10 protein-coding genes and 1 pseudogene are annotated in these 7,078 nt (G+C 71.0%); 6 read left to right on the top strand and 5 right to left on the bottom strand.

All coding sequences use genetic code 11. The features are described from left to right. Positions 1-572: pseudogene (locus tag ACIBSV_RS36905) on the bottom strand (IS5 family transposase); the annotation flags it as partial. A gap of 468 nt (positions 573-1,040) precedes the next feature. Here ACIBSV_RS36905 and ACIBSV_RS36900 point away from each other — a divergent pair. The 3 genes from ACIBSV_RS36900 (at position 1,041) to ACIBSV_RS36890 (ending at position 3,214) form a co-directional block, all read left to right on the top strand. Beyond that, the gene (locus ACIBSV_RS36900) at positions 1,041-1,385 is read left to right on the top strand and encodes a hypothetical protein (protein ID WP_395870991.1); all 345 of its coding nucleotides are present in this window, start codon (positions 1,041-1,043) and stop codon (positions 1,383-1,385) included. A 442-nt stretch (positions 1,386-1,827) separates the two neighbouring features. Beyond that, positions 1,828-2,154, top strand: coding sequence for a hypothetical protein (locus ACIBSV_RS36895; protein ID WP_395870989.1), 327 nt, complete (start codon positions 1,828-1,830; stop codon positions 2,152-2,154). Between the two features lie 124 nt (positions 2,155-2,278). Further along, complete coding sequence (locus ACIBSV_RS36890; RefSeq protein WP_395870987.1) at positions 2,279-3,214, top strand: AAA family ATPase; 936 nt, start codon at positions 2,279-2,281, stop codon at positions 3,212-3,214. 66 nt (positions 3,215-3,280) lie between these two features. Here the strand turns inward: ACIBSV_RS36890 and ACIBSV_RS36885 are convergent, their stop codons facing one another. The 3 genes from ACIBSV_RS36885 to ACIBSV_RS36875 all read right to left on the bottom strand — a co-directional run bounded on the left by ACIBSV_RS36885 (position 3,281) and on the right by ACIBSV_RS36875 (position 4,455). Further along, the gene (locus tag ACIBSV_RS36885) at positions 3,281-3,739 is read right to left on the bottom strand and encodes a hypothetical protein (RefSeq protein ID WP_395870985.1); all 459 of its coding nucleotides are present in this window, start codon (positions 3,737-3,739) and stop codon (positions 3,281-3,283) included. Beyond that, a complete protein-coding gene (locus ACIBSV_RS36880; RefSeq protein WP_395870983.1) occupies positions 3,736-3,993 on the bottom strand; it encodes a hypothetical protein in 258 nt (85 codons plus the stop codon). Before ACIBSV_RS36880 ends, ACIBSV_RS36885 begins: the two co-directional genes overlap by 4 nt. A gap of 246 nt (positions 3,994-4,239) precedes the next feature. After that, complete coding sequence (locus ACIBSV_RS36875; RefSeq protein ID WP_395870981.1) at positions 4,240-4,455, bottom strand: hypothetical protein; 216 nt, start codon at positions 4,453-4,455, stop codon at positions 4,240-4,242. A gap of 58 nt (positions 4,456-4,513) precedes the next feature. Between ACIBSV_RS36875 and ACIBSV_RS36870 the strand changes: the two genes are divergently transcribed. Continuing rightward, positions 4,514-4,777 (top strand): hypothetical protein, encoded by a 264-nt coding sequence (locus ACIBSV_RS36870; RefSeq protein WP_395870979.1) that lies wholly within the window; start codon positions 4,514-4,516, stop codon positions 4,775-4,777. Further along, positions 4,774-5,139, top strand: a complete 366-nt coding sequence (locus tag ACIBSV_RS36865) for a hypothetical protein (protein WP_395870977.1) — start codon at positions 4,774-4,776, stop codon at positions 5,137-5,139. The genes ACIBSV_RS36870 and ACIBSV_RS36865 overlap by 4 nt, the downstream gene beginning before the upstream one ends. Before the next feature lie 91 nt (positions 5,140-5,230). Here the strand turns inward: ACIBSV_RS36865 and ACIBSV_RS36860 are convergent, their stop codons facing one another. Beyond that, positions 5,231-5,404 (bottom strand): hypothetical protein, encoded by a 174-nt coding sequence (locus ACIBSV_RS36860; protein WP_395871011.1) that lies wholly within the window; start codon positions 5,402-5,404, stop codon positions 5,231-5,233. 584 nt (positions 5,405-5,988) lie between these two features. On the opposite strand from ACIBSV_RS36860, the gene ACIBSV_RS36855 reads away from it, so the two are divergent. Next, complete coding sequence (locus tag ACIBSV_RS36855) at positions 5,989-6,846, top strand: S1 family peptidase (protein WP_395870975.1); 858 nt, start codon at positions 5,989-5,991, stop codon at positions 6,844-6,846. Positions 6,847-7,078: the final 232 nt, after the last annotated feature.

The raw sequence follows: 7,078 nt of genomic DNA, 5'->3' as shown, positions 1-7,078 counted from the left end.
ATCGTACGCCTTGTCGCCGTGGAGCTTGGCAGGCCTGCGGCGACGTGGTCCGCGGCGGGAACGGATCGGCGGGATGCCCTCGACCAGGGGTATCAGGGCCTGGCTGTCGTGAGTGTTGGCTCCCGAGATCCCGATCGACAGGGGCAGACCGGTGCGTTCGGTCAGCAGGTGGATCTTCGACCCGTACTTCCCCCGATCCACAGGATTCGGACCCGTCAGATCCCCTTTTTGAGGGCCCGCATGTTCACGGAGTCCACCGCGCATCGCGACCAGTCCAGCGCGCCTCGCGCGCCGAGTTCGTCCAGGAGGACTCGGTGCAGCTTGGCCCACACCCGCGCACGGCTCCACTCGGCGAACCGGCGGTAGACGGTCTGCCACGAGGCGCCGAACACCGGCGGCAGTTGCCGCCACGTGCAACCGGACGTCGCCACGAACACGATCCCGGCCAACACCTCACGATCCCCGTACCGCCGTCGACCACCACCCTGCGGTCGGGTCGGCTTCGACGGCACCACCCGCTCGAACAACTCCCACAACTCGTCCGGCACCAGCCGCTCCACAAGCGTCGTCACACCCGCCAGAATAGCGAACACCCCAAATGAAACGACTTCTAACGCGACACCGCCAAACGTCCGCCCCGAGCACGCCCGCGAGCCTTGGGGCCCGGGTCCAACGGGACACACCACGGCGGCCGCGACGACCGCGAACCGCCACTGACATTTCTCGGTGACGAGAACGACTGTCACTTTCACCGCGGACACCACGATCTCGTCCGCCACGAAAGTTGTCGGACGGCGAGGTGCCAGTGGGTTTCGCCGGCAAGTGTCAGCGAGTTGGCCACGGGAAATGTCAGTGAATCCGGGTGGCCGATCGGCCGTTCGCCGTCACCGGGAACAACGGTGCGGGCCTTCCACGCCAACCATCCGCAGCTACCAGCCAATCGTGACCGAGACGGCACACGCCGTAGCCGCACCCTGGATGATCTCGGAGTCGACGGCCTCACCCACCGGGGCCGATCCCGACCCGACCAAGGAGTAGCCGTGACCACCAGCAAGTCGGAACCCCTCCAGGTGACCCTCAGCGAAGAAGCCCGGCAGGCCCTCGCGAACGCCACCACACCCGAGCTGCCCACCGCCGCCACCGAAGCCCGCGACCAACTCCTGCGAGCCATCGGACGCGAAGCCGAACACCTCGCCGCCACACAACCGGGCCAGGCGTCCGCACCCCTGGCGGAACTCGCCCGGGCGTACGCCCAGGTGACCCGCGCCCACTCGATCAGCCTCGTCGCCCACGTCCCCACCAACGGCTTCTACGTCGTCCCCACGGACGCCGACCTCGTCAACAAGGACCAGGACATGAGCTACAGCCCGACAACCGGGAGGTAACGCGACACCACCAACGTCCGCTCCGAGCACGGGCCCGAGCCTTGAGGCCCGGGCCCGACCGGATGCACCCGGCAGCCTCTGTTCGCAGCGAAACCGCCACTGACATTTCTCGGTGACGAGAACGACTGTCACTTTCGCTGCGGTCAACATGTTCGGTGCGTCTGTGAAGTTCTTCGTCGGCGTGGGGTGCGGCGGGACGTAGGCGGTCGGAGGATGGAGGTGAGGTGATCGCCATGGGCAAGTCGAGCGGTGGAAAGGGCGGCGGTAAGAGCGGCGGCCGGACGCCGGTCACGTCGGCGGCCGCGTCGCGGGTCCAGTCCGCGGCCGCGAGGAACCCGGGCAGCAGGACGGCCAAGAGCGGCTGGGCTCCGAGGGCTCAGTCGTCGGCGGCCCGGTCGACCGGGCCGGACGGGTCCCGGTCCGGGCGGAGGTGACCGCGGCCGTGCCGTCGGCGCCGGCGGGCATCGGGCCCGCGCGGCGATGCGGACACTGCGGCGGCCCGCTGTCCGGCGGGGTCCGATCCGACGCGGTGTACTGCTCGAACGCCTGCGCGGCCCGGGCCCGCCGGCGACGCCGGGCCTTCGACGAATACGCCGAGATCCGCGCCGCGTTGCTACGCGGCGAACGCGATCGGGTCCCGGTCGATTGCCCGGTGTGCGGGCGGCTGTTCATCCCGGGCCACCCACGCCGCCGCGACGCCTTGTACGACCGGGCCGCCTGCAGGGCGACCGCCTACCGGGCACGGCGCCGAGCGAGCACGCCGGCGTGAGGATGAGTCCCTACGCGCACCGTGACGCTTGCGACACGGCTGTGTGTAGGGGATGTGTCGGCAGGGCGTTCTTCATCCGCCGCCGAGCGACCGGATCAACTCGTCCGCGTCACAGTCGTCGCGGATGGACATCTCGATCGCGAGGGTCGACCGACACGAATGCACCCGGCAGGATGGGCCCGTGCCGAAGAACCCGCCGGAATCGATGCAGCACCACCTGCGCCGGCGTCTGAACCGCCACGCCCGCGTATGCTGGCCCCACGTGGACGCCATCGCGGTCCGCTTTCGCGCAGGATTCGCCTACGTGGCAGCCGAGTTGCCCGGTGGGGAGAGTCTGCCGCTGTGCAGACTGCGCTTCACCGGTGTGCTGCATACCTGGGGCTTCGCCCTCTATCTGGCCGGCAACGACAGCTACCGGGACAACATCCTGCCCAGCGGACTGCCGGTCGGCTCCCCGGAGGAAGCCCTCGACTGCGCAGGCGACCTCTACCTCGACACTCTCGCACCGACCATCCGGGTGCCGGCAGGACTCGTCGTCCTCGTCGGCCCGCCGGCCTCGGGCAAGACCAGCTTCGGTCGGGCGCTGATCGATAGCGGGCAGATCGACGCGGAAGCCGTGGTGTCCAGCGACGGGATCCGCGCGGAGCTTTTCGGCACCTCACCCGCACAAGCGGAATCCGACGCGGCGGACGCACGGATCTTCGAGGAACGTGACCGCAGGATCGTTGCCAGGCTCGCCATCGGACGCAGCGCAGTCGCCGAGTCGACGAACGTCACCCCGCAGGCACGCGCACGACTCATCGCCATCGCCAGGCGCTTCAACGCCCCGGTGACCATGCTGCGATTCAACCCGGAGGTCACCGACCTCCTCCAGCAGTACACCGAGCGAGGCCGAACCGACCTCACCCCCGCAGACGTCCACGCCTACGCCGCGGCCATGGCCCGAGACGCCAGTGCCGACCAGCTCCGCTCCGAGGGCGCAACCACCGTTCACGATGTCCCCGGACGTCGCCAAGCGACCACGCCTGCCGAAGCCGCCGCGCACTTCTCCTTCGCCTGACACACCCGAGGTGTCCAGACCCGCCTTTCGGCACCTCTCCACGAGCTTCTGCGGAGCAGCCCTAGGCTAGGACCCATTCCTGCGGGGCGGGGTCCCGCGGGCCACCAGGTGGTCCAGCGCCCGCCCGGGCGTCCCGACTTCGGCGGCGGCCAGTGGGGCCGGCTCGTCGTCGATGACGAGGCCGGCCGGGTCCTCGACGGCGGCGGGCGGCGGGACCAGGCGAGCGAGCGAGCGCAGGCCGGCCAGGGCGAGCAGCGCGGCGGTGGCCGCGGTCGCCTCGCGGTGCGCGACGCGCAGTTGCTCGCCGGTCCGGCCGAGGCCACGCAGATCGGCGGCCAGGCCGCCGTCGCGCCAATCCGCGACACGTCCGCCCGGGACGCGGATCGCCGGTGGACCCGCGCCCGGGCCGGGAATCGACTCCAAACGCTGGCCGTCGACTCCGGTCCAGCCGCGCCGGTCCGGCTGCGGCAATGCCCCCGGATGCCACCGCAGGCCGCCCGGCGCCGTTCCCGCGCCTGCGGTCAACCATGGGACTTGGCGAACGCCTCGTTCACGCATCGCACGGCCCGCGCCAACTCGACCGCATCGACCGGCCACACGGGGTCCTCGGCGGCGTCCGGGTCCGTCACGGCCACGATCCGCCTGGCCACGTCCACCTCGGCCGCGACCCGATCGGCGAACCGCCCGACCACAGCGGTGACCTCGGGGCTCGCGCCGGTGGACGAAATCCCGTACCACTCCCCCGGATCCCAGACCACCAGGACCTCGCCCAGATGCACGCCGCACCCGGGCAGGCTGTCCTCCGCTCCGCCGCAGGCCGCCACCCAACCGAGCAGCGGCGCGCCGTCGTCACCGATGGGGCCGCCGCACGGGTGGCTGGACGCGGCGCCGAGCGGGCACCGCCGGCCACCGGGGGCTTGTCCTTGTCCTGGTGGTGGTTGTTCGTCGTCATGCGTCCCACCTTCGCCGCCTCGACCGGCCGTCCGCCAGTGACCGCCTCGGGCCGCAGGCGGTTTCGGCCACGGCTACGCGGGTTCGACGACGGGGATCCGGTCCGACCTCGACAGCGGGACCTGGGTGGTGTCGAAGCCGTACCAGCCCCTTCCGTAGGCGAGCGAGAGCCGGGGATAGTCCCCGACCCAGGCGGCGAGTTCCTCCCGCTCCTCGTCGTCGACACCGTACGGCGCGGCGATCAACGCCACCGGCCGCCCGCCCCTCGTCCAGGCGCTGACGTGGTCCATCCACCGCCACCGCTCACGCGCTAGTCGCCGGTACCCGCATATAGCTATGCTTGTGGGCATGGGTAAGCAGACGAACATCCGGCTGGACGAGGCCGTCAAGGCCGCCGCCGAGGAGCGGGCGAAGCGCCGTGGGCTGAGCCTGCAGGGATACGTGGCCGATCTGATCGAGCAGGACGTGAACGAGTCGCGCGCCGCGTTCATGGCCGGCGCCGCGACGTTCCTGGCGGCGTACGCCGACCGGTTCGAGGCGGAGTTCGGCGAGGATCGCTACCCGGGCCTTGCGGCGGAGTCGGCGCCGACCGCGCCGCGGGACGCCGCGTGAACCTGCGGATCGACCTCGCCTGGATCCTGGCCGTCGCCCAGCAGATCCCCGGGGACCCCCAGGTCGTCGACTACGGCGTGCCGATCGCGGCCGACGCACGCCACCGCGCGGAGGTCCTCGACCACGAGGTCTACCCCGAGCCCCACCACAAAGCCGCCGCGCTCCTGTGCGAACTCGCCCGGAACCCGAGCCTGGAGACGAGGAACCTGCTGTTCGCTGCCACCGTCACCGCGGCCTACCTCGCCGCGTGCGGTCTCCCGGTGAGCCCCGGCCTGGACACCGTCCTCCCCCTGGCCCACGCGGCACGCGAAGGCCTCCCGGTGCGGGAGGTCGCCACCCAACTCAAAACCTGGACGAGTTGACCCACCGGGTTCCGCCCTCGAATGCCGTCCACGGCGGGTCCTGTTCGCTCGCCACGCGCGCGTGGCGCATGCCGCTGCCTGGGCTGGTCACTCATCGACCGTCCCGCAGTGTGCCTCGGCGCGGTGCCTCGGCGCGCAGGCGGGCGAGCTCGGTACCCATGTCCCGGATCTCGAGCGGGTGGTGCGAGGACACCAACGGCACGCAGATCGCCGGCGTGAAGGACGGCTCGCCGACCCCGTGGCCCTGCGAGGAGCCCGAGCGCATGGACGAGCGCCGTACAGAAGTGGGAATCCCACCGTTCGCCGAATACATCGCTCAGTTCTCCATCGCCTGAGTCATCCCAGCATCCGGCGGATCACGCTCAGCCTGATCCGCCGGAAAGACCCTACTGTGAGGGGCGATACGGTCGGCCCGCCGAACCCCCGGCACACGAACGGGGCACCAACCATCGGCGCGGGTCACAGCGGGGCACCCCCGGCCGAGACGCGCGACACGGGCGCGCTGCGGCCCTGATTCCCACGCACTGGGAGAACGCGGGACGTCGGCCGAGCGCGGCGCTCGCGCCCCGCTCGCGGCGAGCTCCGCCTCGATTGATCTCGCCGGAGATCGTCGGGATGGCGAAGGTGGGGGACCCGGTGCCGAACGCGGAATCGAACCGGTCGATGGCCTTGAGTACCGCGGTCACCGGCCTGTCCGGAATCTATCCGAGGATGACATCGAAGCGACTGTTTCCAGTGGAGCGCCGCGCCGAGGATGAACCGCACGGGCCCGGACGCGGAAGACGTTCGGCCCGGGTACGGCCGCCGCACCCTCGCGCGGCCGACCCTGCCTCCACGAAAGGTCTCTACATGCGCGCATCCGCCTCGCGTTCCACCGCCGACACCGGCCCCGTCCCGCGCCGCCGGCGCGGACTGGTCGCCAAGGCGATCGCGGCCACCGGAGCGGCACTCGTGCTCGGCTCCACGGCGTTCGCCGGCAGTGCCGGCGCGATCGTCAACGGGCGGGACTCGACCGAGAGTTACCCGTTCATGGCCTACGTCCCGATGACGGCCGGGGGCGTGGACGCCGGGTGCGGGGCCACCCTGATCGATCGGCAATGGGTCCTCACCGCGGCGCACTGTGTCGACCGTGATCTGCCCATCGAACTGGCCGGGACGGTACGGATCGGCAGCGAGAACCGCACACAGGGCGGCACCGTACGCGGCATCGACAGGATCGTGATGCACCCCGGCTACTCGCAGCCGGCCGACGACGGTGGCTACAACGTGAACGACCTCGCGTTGATCCGCCTGGACCGGCCGGTCAAGGAGAAGCCGATCAAACTCGCCAAGCAGGCCGGGCCGGTGGGCACGCCGACTCGGCTCCTGGGCTTCGGCACCATCGTCGACCCGGACAGGCTCGAGGACGCGGTCTTCCCCAACCGGCTCCAGGAGTTGGACACCCGTCTGGGCACCAGCGCCGAGTGCAACGGCCGCACCGACGCCACCCGCCTGTGCACGGTCAGCCGCAAGCTCAACGCCATGGCCTGCTTCGGCGACTCCGGCGGCCCGCAGATCCAAAAGAACCGCGCCGGCCGGTGGGAGCTGATCGGCACCACCTCGGGCGACGGCGACGGCAAACCCGGCTGCGCGACGGGCCCGGGCCTGTACACCAACGACACCGCGTACAAGAACTGGATCCACAAGACGATCCACGACCGCACGTAAGACCGAGGCGCCGCGACCCCGGCACGGGGCGGTCCACGCCGAGCGCGGGTGTGGTGCAGGTTCGAAACCGCCCCACCGTCCGGAGTCGCAGTCCCGTCCGAGTCGACGACCGAAGGCCGTTTCCCGGCCGGAGGTGGTTTGCCATCAGGTCCGTGTGGGCCTCGGTCGTCCGCCCCGCACACAGCAGCCGAAAACCCGGAAGCACCGGCTGCCCGCCGGGGTCGTCGCGGGA

This window comes from Embleya sp. NPDC050154 (assembly GCF_044460165.1).
Classification (GTDB): domain Bacteria; phylum Actinomycetota; class Actinomycetes; order Streptomycetales; family Streptomycetaceae; genus Embleya.
The sequence above is the reverse complement of the archived record's forward strand: the minus strand, read 5'-3'. Positions and strand labels throughout refer to the sequence as shown.